This window comes from Nonomuraea deserti (genome assembly GCF_004348685.1).
Taxonomy (GTDB): Bacteria; Actinomycetota; Actinomycetes; order Streptosporangiales; family Streptosporangiaceae; genus Nonomuraea; species Nonomuraea deserti.
The window spans coordinates 1-17076 of the sequence record NZ_SMKO01000059.1; the positions used below are offsets into that span (position 1 = coordinate 1).

Genomic DNA, 17076 nt, shown 5'->3' on the forward strand with positions numbered 1-17076 from the left:
AGTCGATCGAGAAGCTGGAGGAGCTGATCGTCCCCGACGACCCGGGTGCCGATGACGAGGACGAGGCAGACACGGGCGAGGCCAGCTCTTCGGCAGAGCGCGCCGCCGAGGAGGATACCGATTCCGGTGCCGGCGATGCCCAGGAGGAGGACACCGCCGACGAGGGCGACAAGGCCGAAGGCGTTGGGGGTGCGCGAGCGTTCCTGCAGGAGCTCAAGTCCGATCCCGACCCTTGCAGCTGGACACGCTGCTGGCCGAGATCGTCAAGCTGGAGCGCGTGAAGGCGATCGGGTTGCCGGAGGGCTTGTTCGAGGGAGTGTCGGAGAAGATCGTGGCCGGGTGGCGGGCGCGGGCGATGAAGATGTACCCCCCGACTTCGATGCCGCCCCCGACAGGGTGCGGCTCACGTTGCTGGCCGCGCTGTGCTGGACGCGCAAGGCGGAGATGATCGACGGCCTGGTCGAGCTGCTGATCCAGCTCGTGCACAAGATCAGCATGCGGGCGGAGAAGAAGGTCGAAAACGAGATCAGCACCGAGTTCCGCAGGGTGCATGGCAAAAACGGCATCCTGGTCAAGCTCGCCGAGGCGGCGCTGAAGCTGCCGGAGGAGATCGTGCGCAAGGCGCTGTATCCGGTGGTCGGCAAGCGCACGCTGGAGGACATCATCGGGTCCAGCCGAGATACGGGTAAAACCGGCCATGAGTCGATCTTGAGAACGTCAGGCGTGCCTACCGTGCGAAGGGCTGCTGGAGCAGGAGAGCGAGGCAGCCCCCAAGGAGATCCACGCCGATACCCAAGGCCAGTCGTTCCCCGTCTTCGGGCTGGCGCACCTGTTCGGGTTCGAGCTGCTGCCGCGCATCCGCAACTTCCGGGACCTGACCTTCCACCGGCCCGAGCCCGGCGTCCGCTATCGGCATATCGACGCGCTGTTCGGCGAGCCGATCAACTGGCAGCTGATCGAGAACCACTGGCAGGACCTGATGAAGGTGGCCATCTCCATCCGCGAAGGCGAGCTGTCGTCGATCACGCTGCTGCGGCGGCTGCGGCACGACTCCAAACGCAACAAGATCTACCGCGCCTTCCGCGAGCTGGGCCGCGTGATCCGCACCATGGTGCTGTTGCGGTACGTCTCCGACGCCACGCTGCGGGAGAACATCACCCGGGCCACCAACATGGTCGAGTCCTGCAACAACTTCTCAAAGTGGATCGGGTTCGGCAACAACGGGGTGATCGCCGAGAACGACCCGGAGGAACAGGAAAAGGCGATCAAGTTCAATACCCTGGTCGCCGACCTGGTCATGTACCAGACCACGCTGGACATGTCGCTGGTGCTCAACCAGCTGCGCAGCGAGGGCGAGGCGGTCCATCGCACCGACGTGGCCATCATGTCCCCCTACCAGGAAGACAACGTACGCCGCTTCGGCGACTACATCTACGATCTGAACGCGCCGCTGGAGGACATGGAGGTCCACTTGCACCTTGGCGAGGAGACTGCGGCGTAGATCTGTGCCGCGGGCTCGGTTGCAGCCTGCGGAGCCGAGGTTTGGGCTCTCATTGGGGCGGTGGGACTACGAGAGTCGCGGGTCTCGCCGCCGGCCAGGGGATCTGGCCTGAACCTCCTTTAGCTACGGTGAGCCGCCCCCTATCGTGGATTTCGCGTTGCACCCGCTTGTCAGGCCATGCTGAAGGTGAGTGCACCGGGGAGGGCCGCGAAGACCGACCGCAGTTCGGCCGCGAGGCCCGCGTGGGTAGGCGCGCCGGGTTTGGCTGTCCAGGCCCGCAGCGCGGCGTGGAACGATGCGACCACCAGGTCCAGTGCCAGCCTCGGCCGTGGGTCAGCAGGGTCCAGGCCCAGCCTGCGCTGCAGGGCCTCCTCGATGGCCGCGCTGGTGTCGTCGCAGTACTGAAGCCCGTACGCGGCGATCGACGGCGTGCGCTCGGCCAGTTCCCGGCTCCGCCGTACGTGGGTCACCCAGGCTCCGCCATCGTCCATGCGCGCGAGCGCCACGAGCAACGCCTCCTGCAGCACCTCCAAGACGGGCACGTGGCCGAATGCCAGGTGCTCGACGTCGTCCCGCAGGCCGTTCCACAGTGCCTCCAGCGGAGCAGAGGCGACCTGTTCCTTGCTGGCGAAATTCCGGAAGAAGGTGCGCTTGGAGACCTCGACGGCTTCGCACAACTCGTCGAGGGTCACCCCGTCGAAGCCGCGCTCGGTGAAGAGCGCGAGGGCCGTATCGACCAGCGCAGCCCTGGTCCTGAGCTTCTTACGCTCCCGCAGCGAGAGCGTTCCCGGCACGGAGGTGGAGGAGATGTCGGCAGCCATCCTCCAAGTGTAACGGGAACGCAAACGCCTTCCATAGGCTTATGCTCCTGAGTAGCACTTTGAGTGGATGTCTGAGGAAAGGATCGCCATGCGCGCCCTGATCGTTGATCGTTCCGTCCCCGGTGGCCTGCGGGTGGGGGAAGTGTCCGCGCCTGTGCCCGCCCCCAACCAGGCGCTGGTCCGAGTCACGGCCACCTCGCTCAACTACGGCGAGGTCAAACACGGCATCGAGACAGCCATGGAGGGGACGGTGCTCGGCTGGGACGCCGCCGGAGTCGTCGTCCAGGCGGCGGCGGATGGGTCAGGGCCGGCCGTGGGGACTCCCGTCGTGACCCTCGATGAGAGCGGCGGCTGGGCCGAGGTCCGCGCCGTGCGTACCGACTGGATCGGCGTGGCGCCCGAGCGCGCGGAGCCGGGCGCGATCAGCACCATCCCGGTCGCGGCCGGCACCGCGCTGCGCGCGCTCCACCGGATCGGGCCCATCTTGGGACGCCGGATCCTCGTGACCGGCGCCACCGGAGGCGTCGGCCGCTACGCCGTCCAACTCGCCCGGCTCGGCGGCGCACAGGTGATCGCCTCCACCGGTGACCCCGCCAAGCATGGCAAGGCGTTGCGCGCTCTGGGCGCCCACGAGGTGGTGACTGGTCCTGCGCAAGCCGGCGGCGGGCTCGACGGCGTGCTCGACATGGTGGGCGGCCCGCAACTCGTGGAGGCATTCGATCAGCTCGGTGAGGGAGGCACGCTGGTGGCGGTCGGGCACTCCACGGGTGATGGCGAGAGCTTCCCATTCGGCGCCCTGTTCAGCGGACCAGGACGTGACGATCGCTCGATCGTCACGTTCATGCTGCTGTTCTGCGACGGGCTGGACAGGGACCTGGCCTGGCTGGCACAGCAGGTCGCGGACGGAGTGCTGAGCCCCGAGATCACTTGGCGCGGCAACTGGAACGACGTGCCCGAGGCGGTGAGCGCTCTCATGGAACGCCGTCTGCACGGCAAGGCGGTGCTCGACCTCGCCTGACGGCCCTGCCGTCTCAGGAGCCGGCTCCGACCAGGTCAGGTCTGCGTAATGCGGTCGGCGCTGATCGGAGCCGGTCACGAGAACCGCAGGATTGTGGTTCCTTCCCTATTGGCTAGTGACGCCCGCCCACCACGGCCGAAACCCTCCGCAATGCGGCCTCCACCTGACTCACATCAACCCGAAGGGCTTCCGGAGCCGGTCACTCAGCGTACGTTTTCGTTCCGCCGCGCTTCGCCCGAGCCATGCTGACGTGGGCCACACCGGCCGTCGTCGCCTCCCGCCGTACCCATTGATCAACTGGGTGGCGGCCTGCCAGAGCTGTGGGAGTTCCGGGCCATGTCAGTGGCCCATGCGCAGGATGTGGCGCCCGCGGTCCAATCTCGTGCTACCCGCCGGGCTCCCAATGAGCAAGCGTTCTTGTCCGCGCCGGGCGATCCCGTACTTCCGAGATCAACACAATCTCGGAAGTATACTCCCAGGAGTGACTTCCTAGATTGCGCACTCCGGCCCTTCGCAGGCGCCCGGATCCGCTTCCGAGATTACGAAGCGCCGTCCGGGTGCCCGTCCCACCCAGCTGCCGGCGGCCAGCTATGCCGCCGATCCCCTCTCCGACCGGCAGGCCCGCGATTGGGCGGTGCGCGACTATCGCATGTGGCTGCTGCGCGACGGCCCGGCCAGGCGCAGCCGCGTCTACGTCAATTCCGTCCTGACCGCGCTGGACGACTTCCACGTCCGCCGCGGCCTGGGCAGGGCCGACGTCACCCGCGAAGACCTACCCAAGAGCGCGCCCCGCGCGCTGGAGGAGCGCGCCCGCATCCGCTGGCTGCGCGCCGTGGAGGCGCATCTGTCCCCTCGGGGCCGGTGCATCGCGCTGATCCCGTACTACGCCGGCGCCCGCATCAGCGAGGTCGTCCGCCTCGACGTCGACGACGTCCAGATGTCGGCCCGCAAGGGCCGGCTACGCCTGTACGGCAAGGGCGACAAGTTCCGCGAGGTCGATATCCATCCCACACTCCGCACCGAACTGCAGCTCTGGCTCGACGAACGCCCCAACTGGCCCCACGCCAGCGACAACCGGGCCCTGTTCCTCAACGCCAAGGGCGGACGGCTGACCACCCGCGCTGCAGGCGGCATCATCGCCGAGATCGCCCACACAGCCGGGCTGGACGATCCCACCACGGCACACGTCCTGCGCCACACGCTCGCCACCACCCTGGTCCGCGGCAAAACCGACCTGGTCCTGGTCGCCGAGATCCTCGGCCACGCCCGTCTGGAGACCACCCGCCGGTACAGCCTGCCGTCCGACAAGAATAAGGAAGACGCCCTCAAACTGATCACGGTCGACCGCTGACTGTACGCCTGCCTGCGGGAACGGGCGTCAAGATCGACTCATGGCCGGTTTTCCCCCTGATTTCGAGGACAACCGGGACGTGCACTACCGGGAGCTGGCCAAGCCCCGCGACCCCGAGGAGTTCCTGGCCGACTTGACCTGAACCTGTACGGCAAGCTGGAGCTGGACATGAGCCGGCACCTGGACCTGGAGCTGGAGGGGCAGGCGCAGGGCGAGGACCTGCGTGAGCTACGGCAGGGCGACGGCGATGCCGCGGCCGCCGAAGAAGGTGGCGAACGTCTCGATGGGCAAGACGGCGCGGCGGGCGGCTTCGGGGTGGCCGGAGGGGTTGTGCAGGTGGAGCAGGCCGTGGTCGCGTCACCGAGCAGCGTCATCGGCTGCCTGTCCAGTCCCGGTGAGGATCTCAACGCCGGTCGCCGGTACAGCTTCACCGCCTCCCAGCCCGCCGACGGGCTGCGGCCCCTGCGCGATCCAGCCCGAGCCGAGCCCGACGACATCGACGAGTAGGTCCCCGAGGGGACACGTGAGGCCATTAGCTGTCTGTTCTGCTCGAAGAAGGCCTCCCGGCCGAGGCTCTGACCCGGGGTCGTTGAGCCGGATCAGTGTCGCAGCGACCAGCGGCGGCTCTCGCGACGATTGATCAATCCGGCGGCCTCCAACCCGCCGCCGAGCCCTCGATTACACCAGCGCCGTCATGGACGGCGACACGGTCATTCTCCACCTGTGCTCCGGCCAGACGGCCCGCATCCAGCCGGTCAGTGGTGCCGAACTGGCCGAACTCCGCCGCGGTGATGGTGCCGAGCAGGGCCGCCGATCGCGACGTCGCGGATGAACCTGCCGTCCATCGCGGTGACGTCGTCATAGAGCTCGGCCCGCAGGATTGGGATGTCGTCCTCGTGCCCGACCTTGTTATTCCTTGGCATCCCAACCTCCTGACGTCACAACGCCACGCACGGTGCGTGCATACGAGCAACCTCCCGGCCAGGGCCGACAGATCCCGTTGAAGACCCGAAGTCAGTCAGGGCTGAGTCAGACCCGGTGGGAGGTGCTCACCGACATCATCTCTGTCAGGGTTCGAGGTCGGTCACTCCCTGGCCGCTCGGGATGTCGAGCGGAACGGAGATCTGGTCGTGCGTGATCAGCCAGGTGCCGGCGATTTCTCGGAAGCAGAATGTGCCTCGGACCCACATTCCGTCCGTCGAGGTCCCGCCTTTCAAGGTGCCGACGAGTCGGGCGAAGCAATGCCCGAACGCCACACCCTCGCCCACGGTGAGCTTCAGGCCGCGAACCTCATAGGTCACTTCCTCGAAGACCGCGAACACGTTCGCCCAGTTCTTCAGCTTCGCGTCTCTCCCTACATGCTGGAGTGGCGGCTCGACGTCGAAGGAGACGATGTCCGTGGCGTAGAGCTGCTTCAAGCCTGCGATGTCTTTGTTTCGGATGCCTTCGGCTAGCTTGTCGATGTGATTTCTGACTTCGGTTTCGCTCACTTGTCCTGGTTCCCTTCATTCGTTGTGGGTCAGATGACCTCAAGATCGGCCATCATTCCCATGTCCTCGTGTTCGGCGTTGTGGCAGTGAAAGAGGTAGCGGCCGCGGTAGCCGTCGAAGCGAGTGATGATCTCGGCTGCTTCGCCTGGCCGTAGCGAGATGGTGTCCTTTAGACCCGCATCGTGGGGCAGCGGGGCCTTGCCGCCGTGTGAGAGCACCCGGAAGCCGACCAGGTGCAGGTGGACGGGGTGGTGGATGTCGGCGATCAGCCGCCAGACCTCGATGTCGCCGAGGCGGGTGGTGACGTCGGTGCGGGCGGGGTCGAACGCCTTCCCGCCGCTGAGCCAGCCGTGACGTCCGTTCGTCCGGCCGGCGCGGAAGGAGAGGTCGCGCGTCCGGACGGCGTCCGAGCGGCGCCAGCTCGGCAGATCGGACGAGAGCTTTCTGGGGATACGGCTGTCGTCGGTGGCCTTGCGCGCGACGCGGAAGGCCATCACGTCGCGAGTGCGGCTTGTGCCCAGCCGGTTGATGATGCGGACGCGGCCGCCGACCGGGATCTTCTGCGGCTACCCATCGTGCGCACCGTGAGGACCAGCTGGGCCGAGCCAGGTCGTGAGGGCGGTCCGGAGAGCGTCAAGGTCTGGCTGCTCGCCGGCGCGGGTGACCCAGGCGACGTGTCCGTCGGGACGGATGAGTACGGCGTCCGCGCCGAGGCCGGAGCCCTTCGCAGGATGGGCGCGGACGAGATCGACTCGGTCCGCCCAGCCGATCACGACGGCGTCGAGCGGCGGGAGACCGCCGAGATCCAGCAGAACCGCGCGAGCGCGGTGCAGCAGTTCGTAGACGCGACCGTGTTCGAGGTCGAGATCCGGCATCCGCATGCCGAGGAGGTCGTCCGTCCCCGCCATCGGATACCTGATGTCGGTCGCCGTGATCATCCCGGCCAGGCGCAGCCGTACCTCATCGATGCCGATGAGATCACCCAGCACCTCGCGCAGAGCGGAGGTGTGATCGTCCACCCGCCAGAGGGCGGTCTGGGCGCGGGTGTTCTGCAGGACGCGGGCGGCGACCGGGTGGCGTTCTGCCTGGTAGGTGTCGAGCAACAGGGCCGGGGCCTGGCCGCGGACGACGGCGGCGAGCTTCCAGCCGAGGTTGACCGCGTCCTGCACGCCGGTGTTCAGGCCCTGCCCGCCTGCCGGGAAGTGGATGTGCGCGGCGTCGCCGGCCAGGAGGACGCGGCCCAAGCGGTAGCGGTCGGCCTGGCGTGCCGCGTCGCCGTGCCGGGAGAGCCAGCGCGGCGAGTGCATCCCGTAATCCGTCCCGGCGATCTTGAGCAGGGTCTTGCGGAGGGTCTCCAGGGTCACCGGTTCGTCCCGGCCAGCCACGTGATCGAACTCGTTGGTCAGCACCCGGTACCAGTCCGGACCGTAGGACAGCACCGAGAATCTGCCGTGCTCGCGTCCCTCCTGGAAGATGTCGGCGGCGGGCGGCTCGGCGAGCTCGACGTCGCCGAGCATCGCGGTCATCGTGGCCGGCGTGCCGGGGAAGGCGATGCCGGCGAGCGCGCGCACGGTGCTGCGGCCCCCGTCGCAGCCGACAAGGTAGTCCGCCCGGACGCGCGACCCGTCCGCGAGCTCCACCGTGGCGCCCGTCTCGTCCTGGGTGAACCCCGTCACCTCGGCGTCGCGGCTCAGCCGTACCCCCAACTGCGCCGCGCGCTCCTCCAGCAGCCGTTCCACCTCGGCCTGCAAGATGAGCAGAGCGTACGGATATCGCGTCGCCATATCGGATAGGTCGAGACCGAGTCCGGAGAAATGCACCTCCTGTCGCGGCCGTCCGCGCTCGAGGAACCCGTCGAGCAGACCCCGCTGGTCGAGCACCTCCATCGTGCGGATGTGCAGGGCTCCGGCCCGCGATTCCACCGTTCGAGGCTCCGCGGCCCGCTCGAGGACGAGCACATCGATCCCGGCGAGCCCCAGCTCGCACGCGAGCATCAGCCCGGTCGGCCCTGCTCCGGCGATCACTACCTGGGTATCCGTCATGGTCAACTCCTTGGTCATCTTTCAGTCGAATGGGTCACGCGCAGAGGAGACGGAGAGGCGTTCGTCGATCGCCTGCCGCCCCGCTTCTGCGGCGGCACCTTCGCTTGAGCCAGACGTCGCGATCGCGACTCACTGCGCTGCGGCTGCCGACTCCTACCGGCTGATCTGACGCGGAACCGTCAGTGCGAGGAGTTTGTCCGGGTTGCGGATGGCGTAGAGGTGGGTGATCTTCCCGTCGACGACATCGGCCAGGAAGACACTCTCCAGGTGGTCGCCGCTGTAGGCGGCCATCGCGGGCGCGTTGTTGCAGTTGACGATCTCGATACGCACTTCAGGCAACCGCCCCGGGCGGAACAGTTCCATGACGTGCGCGGCCACTTTCTCCGCGCCCACCACCGGCTGGCGCGTCGCGGTGACCTTGCCGCCGCTGTCGGTGGTCCACGTGACGTCCGGCGCGAGCAGCGAGAGTAGCTCTCCCATGTCACCGGTCGCCGCCGCGGACATGAACTGCTCGGTGATCCGCGTGCACGTCCCGGCGTCGACGGGGTCGAAACGCCTGCGCCGCGCCTGTACGTGCCCGCGGGCGCGGTGCGCCATCTGGCGCACCGTCACCACGGATCTGTCCACCGCTGCGGCGATCTCGTCGTAGTCGAACTCGAACACCTCGCGCAGCACGAACACCGCGCGCTCGTCGGGGGTGAGCGTTTCGAGAAGCACCAGCATCGCCATCGACACCGATTCGGCGAGCACCACATCGGCCGACGCGTCGTCCTCGCTGAGCAGCAGCGGCTCGGGCAGCCAGGAGCCGATGTACTCTTCGCGGCGGCGCTTACTCGCCCGCAGGGCGTTGAGTGCCTGACGGGTCACCAGCCGCGCAAGGTACGACTTGGTGTCACGGACCGTCGCCAGGTCCACTTCCGCCCACCGCAGATAGCTGTCCTGCAGCACGTCGTCGGATTCTGTCGCCGAACCGAGGATCTCGTAGACGATCGTGAACAGCAGTGGCCGCAGTACGGTGAACCGCTCGGCATGCTCGTCGGTTGTCACGCGGCCACCTGCACGGCACGCGGTCCCGGCTTATACCACACGATGGTGCCCGGGTTGTGGCCTTCCATGCCGATGCCCATCACCGTCTGGCGGCACTGCTCCTCCTTCATCTGCGCGCCCTCCTGCCCGTCGAAGTAGGTGTCCAAGGGAGTGTCGTCCGCGCGGACGAGCTGCTTTATACCGGCATGCCGGCCCAGGCTGATGCACACCCCCTTGAAACCCTGATCGATCACCGCCGGCGCGGTTCCCGCGATGCGGCTCAGTACGGCGTCGGCGGCCTGCACTCCGAGCGGTATCGCGGACTGGGAGCTCATCCGCAGCGGCCGCCCCGACGGTGAACCGGCGTCACCCGCCGCGACAATACGGTCGTCATCAACGCTCAGCAGCGTTTCGTCGGTCAGCAGCCGACCCAGCTCGTCCACGCGCAACCCGCTGGCAGCCGCCAAGCCCGGCACGCCGAAACCGGCCGTCCAGATGGTGAGCGCGCTCTGCCGTACCGCTCCATCGGTGAGGACGACCGCGTCCTGCCGGACCTCAGCCACCGCGCTGCCCTCCAGCACCGTGACACCGTTCTCGGACAGCCACGTCGCGACGGATCGGCGGCCAGGAGCGCTGAGCGTGGGGGCCAGGGTTCTCCCGGCGACCAGAGTGACCTTGCGCCCTTGTTCGGCGAGCTCCGCGGCGGTCTCGATGCCGGTCAACCCGCCGCCGACCACGGTGACCACGGCCTCCGCAGGCAGCTCCGCCAGCCTGACGCGCAGCCGCTGGGCAAACTCGAGCTCGGCGATGGAGTAGGCGAATTCGGCCGCGCCCGGCACCGAGGAGGGGACCGCGCCGGTGCTGCCGACCGCGTAGATGACGTAGTCGTAATCCAGCGCGCGGCCCGACGCCAGCTCCACCGTGCGGGAGGCGGTGTCGATCCGGGTGGCGTTGTCGACCACCAGCTCGATGCCGTCGCCGAGCATCGTGCCGTAGTCGACCGAGGCGTCGTAATTGCCGGCCACGAACTGGTGCAGCCGGATCCGTTCGACGAACGTCGGGCGGGAATTGACCAGGGTGATGTCGACGTCGTCGCGCAACTGGAGGTGGTTGGCCGCGGCCGTTCCCGCGTATCCGCCGCCGATGACCACGATCTTGTGTGAAGTGTTGTGTTCAGTCACGCCCTCAAGACACCGGGGACCGCAGCGACGTGACCGGAGGCGACGTGACGTGCGTCACTCCACTCATGAGCGCGGAACACGTGCTCGCGGCAGAGCCTTCGGCCCATCCCAGACTGTGACACAGAATATGTATCTGTCACACTGACCCTCGCGGCCGAAACTACGCCCAGCTCGCGGCGAGCCGGCCGGGACGCGACTCGGCCACATTATGTGTCACATCGACGTGCAGGAGCTGCAGTGACGGTCGTCTCCTTCCTCGCGCCGGGCGCCGATGCTCCGGCAGGCGGGCAGAGTGTCGCGGCCGCGGTCGGCCGCTTCCTCGACCAGGTGCAGGCCGCCACTACCCGCGCCGGCTACGCCGCCACCCTCACCCGTCTGACCGCGCTGGCCGGCACCCGGCCCACCGCGAGCCTGAGGCCCGAGGACTACGCCACGGTGATGGAGTACTGGAACACCGCGGCGGCCGCTACCTGGAACCGGCACCTGTCCGCACTGGTCTCCTTCACCGCCTGGGCCCAGCGCCAGGAACTGCTGGCCGCCAACCCCGCCCGCCGCCTGCAGCGCCGCAAGAGCGCCCGCCGCGGCGACCGCGCCATCCTGCGCACGCGACTGGAGGCCCTGTTCACCGACCCCGAGAGCGCTCTGCGCGAGCGCCTGCTGTGGCGGATGCTGTATGAGACGGCCGCCCGCGCCGAGGAGATCCTCACCTCGAACATCGAGGATCTGGACCTGGAGTTCCGCCGCGCCCGCGTGGTCTCCAAGGGCGGCGCGATCGAGTACGTGCACTGGGGCACCGGCACCGCCCGGCTCCTGCCCCGCCTGCTCAAAGGCCGCACCGCCGGCCCGCTCTTCCTGGCCGACCGACGCGCCCCCGCCTCCGGCTCCCGGGCGCCCGCGGCCGCCGACATCTGCCCGGCCACCGGACGCGGCCGATTGTCCTACCCGCGCGCCGAATACCTGTTCAAGCAGGCCAGCGCCAAGCTCGACCCGCACCAGAAAGGCTGGACGCTCCACCAACTGCGCCACAGCGCCCTGCAGCACCTGGCCGAGGGCGGCCGCAGCGCGCCCGAACTCCAGGCCAAGTCCCGCCACCAGCACCTGGCCAGCCTCGGCCGCTACGTCCGCCTCGGCGAGGAGACCTCCGCCCGCCTCACCACCGAAGCCGACCCGGCCGCCCGCCGCAAAAGCCGCTGAACTGTTCAAACGCCCCATGAATTGATTACGGAGAGTTACTTTCCCTCTGGTGGCATCAACCCGAGCGGTGGGCCTAGCAGTGTGGGCTCGCCGCCACCGAACCCGACTCCCAGGCAACCTTCCTGGTCAAGGTCGCTAAGCCAGCCAACGAGTGCATCAATGTTCAGGCGCCCAGGCGTCTTCGGCGCGTAGCAGTAGGAACAGCGCAGATCGCACGCGTTGCTCAGCGCCACCGAGATCTGCCGTGGCGCCAGCGACGGCGAACATGACCCGGTGCTCGACGGCTCCAGAAGGAGGTTGAGTCCGGTGCGCCGGTCAAACAGATGGACGCCGGATGAGGTCTGGCGAACCTTGAGCGGAAGCACCGAAATATCCTGCCAGAACCGACCTTGTGATGACCATGACGCACGGCTGCCGTCCGCGTTATGCGAGGCCGGTTGGCGGTGCGTCGCCCGGCTTGGGGCCGTCGGAGATGGGACTTCGATCGGATGACGGACGTGCCGATTCGGTGACATCGGTGGTAGGGGCGGGGTCACCTGTATCGGGGCCGGCGTGTTCGCGCAGGCGTGAGATTTCCTGCTCACGCAGCAGAGCCTGCGCCACGGCGGCGGCTGTGACGGCCTCCTCGCGCTGGTGCTGAGCGGCCTTGAGCGCGCTCGCGGCGGCCCTCAGTTCGGCGCGCAGCCGATCGGCCTCACCGGCAGCGTCGGACTGGGCCCGGGTAGCGGCCTCACAAGGCTGTTCGGCCACAGCGGCCGCGGTGACCGCCTGCTCGCGTCGCTCCTGCTCACCGGCCAGTGCTTGGCGGAGCCGATCAAGCTCTTCCGCGTGTGCGGCAGCGGCGCCGCGGGCCTGGTCGCGCTCGCGCTCGGTCTCGCCAAAGAAATTTAAGTGGCGGGTCCCAGGGATCCCCATAGATCGGCGTTTTCGATGTCAGCGAGCCTGCGCGTCACAGCACACCTCGAGGACAATTACGCGGCAATCCTCTCCGCGCGGCGACCCCAGATCGTCAGTGGGCGGCTCAACTTGCGGGAATTCTGCCTTCTCGCAAGTTGGAGACATCTGAGCGCGGCGCAAGCTATCGGATATTTCTATTTAGAATTTCTGGAAAATAAAAAATGCTAGACTACGGCTGTGACGCAAGAGACCAGCCTGGTGACGCCGTGTAAGCACTGTGGGGCACTGATCGAGCAGCGGCGGGGGAGGGGCCGACCCCGGGCGTACTGTCCTGAGAAGGACTGCCAGGCCGCCGCCAAGCGCGAGCGGGAGTTGCGGCGGGCCACGCCGGGACTCGAGGGTGCGCTGGCCAGGGCCGAGCAACTGTACGACCGGATGGAGAGCGGGCTGGCGTCGGCCATCGAGCCGCTGGCGCGGGCGCTGGCCGACGAGCTGAGCCCTGCGGGCGTCGAGGCGAAGCTGAGCGCGGTGCAGGCGGAGGCGCACACGCGGGTGGCGATCGCGCGCACGGAGCGGGAGCAGGCGTTCGAGCAGGTACGACTGGCACGTGAGGCCACCGAGCACGCTCGCCGGCAGACGGCCGAGATGCGGTCACGGCTGGAGGAGGCGGAGCACGAGCGCGACACCGCGCTGGCGGATGCCGAACGGGCCCGCGAGCAGGCGCTGGCGGCGCTACGGGAGGCGGCCAGCACGGAAAGGCAGGCGCTGCAGTCGGCCGAGGAGGCGCAGCGGCGCGCTGAGCTGGCCGAACGGCAGGCCACGGAGGCGGCCCACCAGGTGGAGCTGGCCGAGGAGGCCAGGGATCAGGCCGTACGGGAGCTCGCGGAACGGGTGGAACTGGCTGAAGGGCAGATCGCTGAGGCGCGGGCGCAGGCCGTACACGCTGAGCAGGCCGCCGGCCAGGCACGGACGGAACGCGACCGCGCGCGGGAAGAGACGGCGGCGGCCGTGCGTGGTCGGGAGCAGGCCGAACGTGCGGCGGTCGGCGCCAGGGCCCGGGAGGAGGCGGCGGCGCAGGAGCGCGATCGGGCAGTTGAGCGGGCCGTCAAGGCGGAGCGGGCCGCCGCGGCGGCCGAGCGGGACCGGGCAGTCGCGCTCCAGGAAGCGGCGCAGGCCGCCGGTGAGGTGGAGCGGCTGACCGCGAAGACGGCGGCACTCGAGGAGGAGTCGGCGGCCGCGCTGTCGCGGGAGCACAAGCTGGCCTCGCGGGAGAAGTCGCGGGCTGACGCGGCGGTCAAGGAGCGCGACCGGCTGCGGGGAGAGCTGCGGTTGGAGCGGGTACGGCTGGAGGATGTGCGGGCCGAACTGGACGCGGCGCGGGCGGAGGCGGCGCAGTTGCGGGAACGCGCGGTGGCGGCCGAGCTGCGTTCGGGCTAGGAGCCCTGAGGCGCGCCACATGACCCGCCGCTCTTGTCACGGCGGCGACCGGACCAGACCGGCGATGCCCAGCTCGCCCATCTGCCGCTGGATGGTGGGCGACCGGCAGGCCCTCGCGGCGGAGCTGATAGTAGATCTTGCGGGCGCCCGTAACAGGAGTAGTTGCCCTGGTGACACCGGTGGTCTCGGTCTTGAGGCGCTCATCGCGCACCCGCCCGCGCAGATGGCGGACGGCTCAGCAGGAGATCATCATCGGCCAGGCAGATACTCGGCGAGCGCACGTGCGTAGGCGTCGATCGTGCGGGGCGCCCGTCCCAGATCGGTCCGGATCCGCAGCCACCGGGCCGCTTGTTGGTGCCGCTCCAGGACGGGCCACTTCTTCTCGAGTACGACAGCGTCCGCCCCACCTACCGGCGAGACCGTACGGACAAGATCGCCCGGAAGGTCGCATTCCAGGTAACTGAGATCAAGGCGGGGCGGGCTGGGTGCGACTGCCACGCACTCCACGCCTTCCTCGGCGCTGCCAGCGGCTCATCGGCGGGTGATGACGAGGTTCATGCCGCTGAAGTCGAAGGTGACGGCGAAGGGTTTGAAGAACTCGTGGCTGAAGTTGGCGATGATCTCGAACCCGAACTGTTCGGCCTGGCCTGGACCGGGATAGCCGGGGAACGTCTTCTCGGCGGCGCTGCCGGGCACGTTACGCCGGATCGCCTTGCCCAAGCTGATCCGATCTGGCCTGATCGGGTAGACGGAGACGCCGTTCACCTCGTTCGGGTGATCGTAGTCCACCTTGATGTCGGCCCGCTTGGCGTACTGGACCGTCGTGTGGATGCCGGTGCCGATGCCGCCGGTGTCGAGGGTGACGATGTGTGGCCCATAGTCGCCCAGGCTTCCCCGCGTGCACGGGGAGTGGTCCCCGGCCAGCCATAGTGGGACCCGGTAGGTTCCCCGCTCTTGGACCGCGGACTTGGGCCGGAGCACCAGGGCTTGGCCGGCGTAGTCCATCGTGGTCAGGAAGTGGTAGAAGAGCGTCGTGCCAATGATGCCCTCCGGCTGGGCTCCGCCGGGCGGTGACTGCGTGTCGTGCCACTGCACCGGCAGGTTGCGGATCTCTATGTCGCCGATCCGGAACGACTCCAGGACGCCCAGGTGGATGGTGATCTGCTGGCCGCTGCCGATGCCTGACACGGTGGCCAGCGAGCGCAGCCCCGCCTCTTCCGCGATCTCCTGCGTGAGGCCGAGCGTCGCGCCCGTGTCGAGGTAGAACCTTCCCGCTCTGCCGTTCACCGAGGCCTCGATGGTGGGCAGCGGGTCCAGTTGCAGGAAGGGCACGCGGCTGCTCCGTGCGCCATGGATCTGCCAGGGCGTCCCGGTGATGTGGGCGTACAAGGTGGCGAAGGCGGCATCGCGCGGGCTGCCGGTCCTCTTGAGCAAGGGGACGGCGCGGGCGAATTTGTCCTGCCGCACGTAGCACTCGGCCAGCCGCTGGTGCGAGGCCACGTCGCCGGGGTCCAGCGCCGTGGCGGTGGACAGGAAGCGCTCGGCCGCGGCGAACCGGTTGGACAGCAGGGCTATGTAGCCCAGTTGGGCGGCGGCGTGCGCGTTCTTGGGATCCTTGCTCAGCAGACGTCGGTAACCTCGGGCGGCCTCGTCGAACTCACCCTTCCTGAACAGCTGGTCGGGATCCTTCACAGCGGCGGCCGCCGTGCCCATGGAGGGAAGGACCATGGGCACGGCGGCCGCCATCATGGCGGTTTCGCGCAGGAAGGCGCGCCGGCTGGAGGCAGGGAAATCGCCTGCAAGGGTCATGCTTGCTCCTGACGTTTCGTGGCGGGATGCCAGGCACCCAACACGAAACTCTGTTTCCGGAGCGTTTCTGGGCGAGTACTTCCTTGATGCGTCACTGTGAAGAAGATCCCGTTCTCGCCCCACCGACGACGTTGCCCGCAGCGTCATCGCTCGCCTCACCCCCGCGGCCTGCCCGGCCTGCCGAGCACGCCGAGATCCTCCTCATACTGCTCGTCGGTCACGGGCCCGGCGGTGGCCCGTCCAGCGGGCGCAGGTGCTCGATCGTGACGTGGTGTCGCTCGGTCAGCCGCTGGGCGATCAACGAGCGGTGGCATGCCTCGGGGTCGCGCTCGACACAGAGCAGCGCTGCGGTCCCGCTGGCCGGCAGCGCCGACACGATGGGCGTGAGGTCGGCGCGGTCGAGGATCTCGGTGGTGTAGCGGCGGGTGTACTCGGCGGCGAGTTCGCGCCGCGAGCGCCTGCCGACGCCTTGGCGGTCGTCCTCGGCGTACTGAAGCCGGCGCAACTCGGTGGTCGGGGCGAGCTCGGGGTGGTGCTCGTAGGCGATCCGGGCTCGGGCGAGGGCCGCCTGCAGCCGGCGCGCGTTCGCCCAGGCGTACTCGGGGCCGCGGACACCCCGGCGCTGGCGTACGTCGAACAGCAGGTGGGCGTCCGCGTGCCGCAGTCGTCGCAGGAAGGACTCGCCGTCGAAGCCATAGACGCCGATGGTCACCACTCTGAGCACCGCATTCACCCACCTGCCTGTCACTCGTGCCGGTTCAACCCCGGCGGCCCTGCCGGAAGCGGCGAGATCGCATCACGCGACGGCGGTCCCCTCGAGCTCGACCATCAGGGTGGGGATCGCCAGCCGTGTCACCCCGAGCATCGTGGTGGTCGGCGCCACCCCGGCGGCGCCCAACCGCGACGCCAGCACGCCGTAGTGCGCGAAGAGCAGATCGACGTCGGTGGTGTAGACGTTGAGCCGGACGAGGTCCGCCAGGGACATGCCGGCCTCGCCGAGCACCGCCTCCAGGTTGTCGAGGCTCAGCGCCAGCTGCGCCGCCATGTCACCGTCATGCTGGGGCTTGCCGTCGCCGCTCATCGCGGTCTGCCCGGAGCAGTACAGCGTCCGGGTGTGCCCGGAGACGATCTCACCCTGGTTGTACCCCATCTCGACCGACCACGCCCACGGGTTGACCGCCATTCGCTCCATCGCCACATCAGCTCCGTTCGATTCACCGGAAGTAGGGACGTCCATCGGCCCGGTGGCCGCCATCTGTGACGTCGTGTTAAGCCTCCCGGCAAATCACGACATCCTTTGTCGCGTATT

The 17076-nt window shown here is 68.5% G+C and carries 18 protein-coding genes and 1 pseudogene; 8 read left to right on the forward strand and 11 right to left on the reverse strand.

Annotated elements, in window-relative coordinates; translation table 11 throughout:
- A pseudogene (locus E1292_RS52770) lies at positions 1 to 281 on the forward strand (hypothetical protein); the annotation flags it as partial.
- Here the strand turns inward: E1292_RS52770 and E1292_RS51260 are convergent.
- Positions 214 to 699, reverse strand: a complete 486-nt coding sequence (locus tag E1292_RS51260) for a hypothetical protein (protein ID WP_165974669.1) — start codon at positions 697 to 699, stop codon at positions 214 to 216. The pseudogene E1292_RS52770 and the gene E1292_RS51260 sit on opposite strands and share 68 nt — an antisense overlap.
- Before the next feature lie 46 nt (positions 700 to 745).
- Between E1292_RS51260 and E1292_RS22105 the strand changes: the two genes are divergently transcribed.
- The gene (locus E1292_RS22105) at positions 746 to 1501 is read left to right on the forward strand and encodes a Tn3 family transposase (RefSeq protein ID WP_342775680.1); all 756 of its coding nucleotides are present in this window, start codon (positions 746 to 748) and stop codon (positions 1499 to 1501) included.
- Positions 1502 to 1671: 170 nt separating this feature from the next.
- On the opposite strand, the gene E1292_RS22110 is transcribed toward E1292_RS22105, so the two are convergent.
- Entirely contained in the window at positions 1672 to 2322 is a 651-nt protein-coding gene (locus E1292_RS22110) for a TetR family transcriptional regulator (protein ID WP_132597128.1), read from the reverse strand.
- 67 nt (positions 2323 to 2389) lie between these two features.
- Between E1292_RS22110 and E1292_RS22115 the strand changes: the two genes are divergently transcribed.
- The 3 genes from E1292_RS22115 to E1292_RS22125 all read left to right on the forward strand — a co-directional run bounded on the left by E1292_RS22115 (position 2390) and on the right by E1292_RS22125 (position 5198).
- Positions 2390 to 3340, forward strand: a complete 951-nt coding sequence (locus E1292_RS22115; RefSeq protein WP_246090263.1) for a zinc-binding dehydrogenase — start codon at positions 2390 to 2392, stop codon at positions 3338 to 3340.
- A 634-nt stretch (positions 3341 to 3974) separates the two neighbouring features.
- Complete coding sequence (locus E1292_RS22120) at positions 3975 to 4691, forward strand: tyrosine-type recombinase/integrase (RefSeq protein ID WP_132597129.1); 717 nt, start codon at positions 3975 to 3977, stop codon at positions 4689 to 4691.
- Between the two features lie 168 nt (positions 4692 to 4859).
- Positions 4860 to 5198 (forward strand): hypothetical protein, encoded by a 339-nt coding sequence (locus E1292_RS22125; RefSeq protein ID WP_132597130.1) that lies wholly within the window; start codon positions 4860 to 4862, stop codon positions 5196 to 5198.
- 248 nt (positions 5199 to 5446) lie between these two features.
- On the opposite strand, the gene E1292_RS52775 is transcribed toward E1292_RS22125, so the two are convergent.
- From E1292_RS52775 to E1292_RS22155, 6 genes are all read right to left on the reverse strand, one after another.
- On the reverse strand, positions 5447 to 5614 hold the full coding sequence (locus E1292_RS52775) for a hypothetical protein (protein WP_220446993.1): 168 nt from the start codon (positions 5612 to 5614) through the stop codon (positions 5447 to 5449).
- A 144-nt stretch (positions 5615 to 5758) separates the two neighbouring features.
- Positions 5759 to 6181, reverse strand: coding sequence for a YybH family protein (locus E1292_RS22135; RefSeq protein WP_132597131.1), 423 nt, complete (start codon positions 6179 to 6181; stop codon positions 5759 to 5761).
- A 29-nt stretch (positions 6182 to 6210) separates the two neighbouring features.
- A complete protein-coding gene (locus E1292_RS22140; protein ID WP_246090268.1) occupies positions 6211 to 6675 on the reverse strand; it encodes a multicopper oxidase domain-containing protein in 465 nt (154 codons plus the stop codon).
- Positions 6676 to 6747: 72 nt separating this feature from the next.
- Entirely contained in the window at positions 6748 to 8223 is a 1476-nt protein-coding gene (locus E1292_RS22145) for an FAD-dependent monooxygenase (RefSeq protein ID WP_132597132.1), read from the reverse strand.
- Between the two features lie 153 nt (positions 8224 to 8376).
- A complete protein-coding gene (sigJ, locus tag E1292_RS22150) occupies positions 8377 to 9270 on the reverse strand; it encodes an RNA polymerase sigma factor SigJ (RefSeq protein ID WP_132597133.1) in 894 nt (297 codons plus the stop codon).
- Positions 9267 to 10430 (reverse strand): NAD(P)/FAD-dependent oxidoreductase, encoded by a 1164-nt coding sequence (locus E1292_RS22155; protein ID WP_132597134.1) that lies wholly within the window; start codon positions 10428 to 10430, stop codon positions 9267 to 9269. Before E1292_RS22155 ends, sigJ begins: the two co-directional genes overlap by 4 nt.
- Positions 10431 to 10667: 237 nt before the next feature.
- Between E1292_RS22155 and E1292_RS54985 the strand changes: the two genes are divergently transcribed.
- From E1292_RS54985 to E1292_RS51265, 3 genes are all read left to right on the forward strand, one after another.
- Entirely contained in the window at positions 10668 to 11624 is a 957-nt protein-coding gene (locus E1292_RS54985; RefSeq protein WP_132597135.1) for a tyrosine-type recombinase/integrase, read from the forward strand.
- Between the two features lie 633 nt (positions 11625 to 12257).
- Positions 12258 to 12515: a hypothetical protein gene (locus tag E1292_RS22165; protein ID WP_132597136.1), complete on the forward strand. Its 258-nt coding sequence runs from the start codon at positions 12258 to 12260 to the stop codon at positions 12513 to 12515.
- A 243-nt stretch (positions 12516 to 12758) separates the two neighbouring features.
- Complete coding sequence (locus tag E1292_RS51265; protein WP_165974670.1) at positions 12759 to 13958, forward strand: coiled-coil domain-containing protein; 1200 nt, start codon at positions 12759 to 12761, stop codon at positions 13956 to 13958.
- Positions 13959 to 14489: 531 nt separating this feature from the next.
- Here E1292_RS51265 and E1292_RS22180 read toward each other — a convergent pair.
- From E1292_RS22180 to E1292_RS22190, 3 genes are all read right to left on the reverse strand, one after another.
- The gene (locus E1292_RS22180; RefSeq protein WP_132597138.1) at positions 14490 to 15767 is read right to left on the reverse strand and encodes a retropepsin-like aspartic protease; all 1278 of its coding nucleotides are present in this window, start codon (positions 15765 to 15767) and stop codon (positions 14490 to 14492) included.
- Positions 15768 to 15984: 217 nt separating this feature from the next.
- Complete coding sequence (locus E1292_RS22185) at positions 15985 to 16491, reverse strand: DUF488 domain-containing protein (RefSeq protein WP_132597139.1); 507 nt, start codon at positions 16489 to 16491, stop codon at positions 15985 to 15987.
- Positions 16492 to 16563: 72 nt separating this feature from the next.
- Positions 16564 to 16959 carry a RidA family protein gene (locus E1292_RS22190; protein WP_132597170.1) on the reverse strand — a complete coding sequence of 132 codons (396 nt, stop codon included), beginning with the start codon at positions 16957 to 16959 and terminating at the stop codon, positions 16564 to 16566.
- Positions 16960 to 17076: the final 117 nt, after the last annotated feature.